Here is a 2,487-nt window from a genome sequence, read left to right on the forward strand (position 1 = left end):
AGAGCCTCCGGGCGACCCCGGTCCGCAGGTGGAGGGCCTGGGCCACGTCGTCGGCGGTGGGCCGGTCGTGGCCGGCCAGGTCGGCGATGGTCCAGGCGACCCGCAGCACCCGGTCCAGGCCCCGTGCGGTGAGCAGTCCGCACTCCATGTCCTTCTCGGCCTCGCGGAGCGCCCCGGGCTCGGGGTACCAGCGGGTGCGCAGCTCGTGTCCGGGCACCTCGCTGTTGACCGTCCAGGGTGTGCCGGCGAGTCTGCCCCGGGCGCGCTCCCTGGCCTCGCGCACCCGGGCCGCGATGGTCTCGCTGCTCTCCGCCGCGCCGCGCGGGGCGATGAGCTCGGCGCGGGACACCGGGGAGACGTGGACCCGCAGGTCGATACGGTCCAGCAGGGGGCCCGACAGCCGGCTCTGGTAGCGGCGGATGGCCGTGGGGGTGCATTCGCATCCCCCACCCAGTCGGTTGTGCCGGCCGCAGGGGCAGGGGTTGGCGGCGAGCAGCAGCAGGAAGCGGGCGGGCATCCGCATCATGCCGGCGGCCCGGGCGATCAGCACCTGGCCGGACTCCAGCGGCTGGCGCAGCGCGTCCAGGGCCCGCACGCTGAATTCGGGGGCTTCGTCGAGGAAGAGCACCCCGCGGTGGGCGAGGGAGACCGCGCCGGGGCGGGGCTGGCCGTTACCGCCGCCGACCAGCGCGGCCATGGTCGCCGAGTGGTGCGGGGCGCAGTACGGCGGGGTGTCGATGAGCGGTTTGCCCGGCGGCAGCACCCCGGCGACCGAGTGGACCGCGGTGACCTCCAGCGCTTCCTTGGGGGTCAGGGGCGGCAGCAGCCCGGGCAGCCGTTCGGCGAGCATCGTCTTGCCCGCGCCCGGCGGCCCCATGAAGAGCAGATGGTGGGCCCCGGCCGCGGCGACCTCCAGCGCCATCCGTGCGGCGCGCTGTCCGGCGACCTCGGCCATGTCGGGTTTCCGGGCGGGTGGGCCGGAACCGGCCAGCGTGCCCGTGCCCGCTCCCGGCACCAGGAGTCCGGCGAGCATGGCGTCCGGCGCGCCGTCCTCCACGGGCTCCTCCTCGGGTACCGGGCCGTCGGTAAGCACCGCGATGAGCTGCCTGAGGCTCCGTACGCCGAGGACGGAGACCCCGGGGACCAGTGCCGCCTCGGCGGCCGTCTGCTCGGGGACGACGACCTGCCGGTAGCCGGCCTCGGCGGCGGCCAGGACGGCGGGCAGCACGCCTCGGACCGGGCGGACCCGGCCGTCCAGCCCCAGTTCGCCGATCATCATCAGGTGGGCGAGCTCACGGGGGTCGATGAGCTCTGCGGCGCCGAGGACCGCGCAGGCCACGGCGAGGTCGAATCCGCTGCCGCCCTTGGGGACCGAGGCCGGGCTGAGCCCTACGGTGAGCTTCCGCTGCGGCCACTCGGCGCCGGAGTTGACGACTGCCGCGCGGACCCGGTCGCGGCTCTCGACCAGGCTCTTGTCGGGCAGGCCGACGAGGGTGAAGGCGGCGACGCCCGGCTCCAGGTCGGCCTGGACCTCGACCACCACGCCCTCCACGCCGACCAGGGCCACCGAGCAGGTGCGGGCGAAGGCCATCACGCCACCCCCCGTACGTGCTCCACCAGCGGCGCGCCACGGGCCGGCAGCACCACCGCGACCACGTCGATGCGCACCCCGCCGGGCGGCGGGGTCTCCTGGCAGGCCAGCCAGCGTTCGGCGAGGCCGCGCAACCGCTGGGTCTTGCGTGTGGTGACGGCGGCGAGCGGGTGTTCGAAGGGGCTGGCCCGGCGGGTCTTGACCTCGCAGACCACCAGCGTGTCCCCGTCACGGGCGAGGATGTCGATCTCTCCGGCGCGGCACCGCCAGTTCCGGGCCAGGACGGTCATGCCGGCTTCGGTCAGGGTACGGGCGGCCAGCCGTTCGCCGTAGCGGCCCAGCGCCTGGCGTGCCGAACCGGGCCGGGGCGGCGGCAGGGGCAGCCGCTCGGTGACCGGCCGGGCGTGCCGTAGCTGCCCGGGGGCGGAGTGGTCCGGTGCCGCCGGGGGTGGGGTGGACGGCCCGGCGGGCGTCCCCGGCGGCGCGGAGCACGGCCGGTCCGGAGTACCGGTCTCCGGGACCGGCGGCCCGTCCGAGGGGTCATGTGGTCCGGGTGTGGCACCGGGCAGCCGGGCCGATGCGGCCGGAGTGCCGGCCGCAGGGAGCGGCAGTCCGCCCGGCGGCTCCGGGGTCGTGGCCGGAGAGGACGGCGGCCCGATCGGCCGAGGCGGTGGTCCGCCGGGCCGGTGCCTGGCCTCGCCGGGTGGGGGCAGCTCTTCGCCGGGTGGAGCAGGGGCCCTGCCGGGCACGGTCCTGTTCTCGTCGGCCAGGTTCCCGTCACGGCCGGCGGAAGCGCCGTTACGACCGACGGCGACCGCGAGCCGGACCGCCCGGCCCCCGGGCCCGTGGACCGGGCCCGTGTGCCCGCCGGGCGGGCTGCCGCATCCGGACGGATC

Annotated in this window: 2 protein-coding genes; both read right to left on the reverse strand. The window is 76.8% G+C overall.

Annotation, left to right across the window (positions count from 1 at the left end; translation table 11 throughout):
- Positions 1–1,591 (reverse strand): YifB family Mg chelatase-like AAA ATPase (locus tag IHE55_RS30350; protein ID WP_197992633.1); only part of this gene is annotated, 1,591 nt, incomplete at its 3' end.
- Positions 1,591–1,968: a YraN family protein gene (locus IHE55_RS30355; protein ID WP_197992156.1), complete on the reverse strand. Its 378-nt coding sequence runs from the start codon at positions 1,966–1,968 to the stop codon at positions 1,591–1,593. The genes IHE55_RS30355 and IHE55_RS30350, both read right to left, overlap by 1 nt.
- Positions 1,969–2,487: the final 519 nt, after the last annotated feature.

It is taken from the genome of Streptomyces pactum (genome assembly GCF_016031615.1).
In the GTDB taxonomy this organism is placed as follows: Bacteria; Actinomycetota; Actinomycetes; order Streptomycetales; family Streptomycetaceae; genus Streptomyces; species Streptomyces pactus.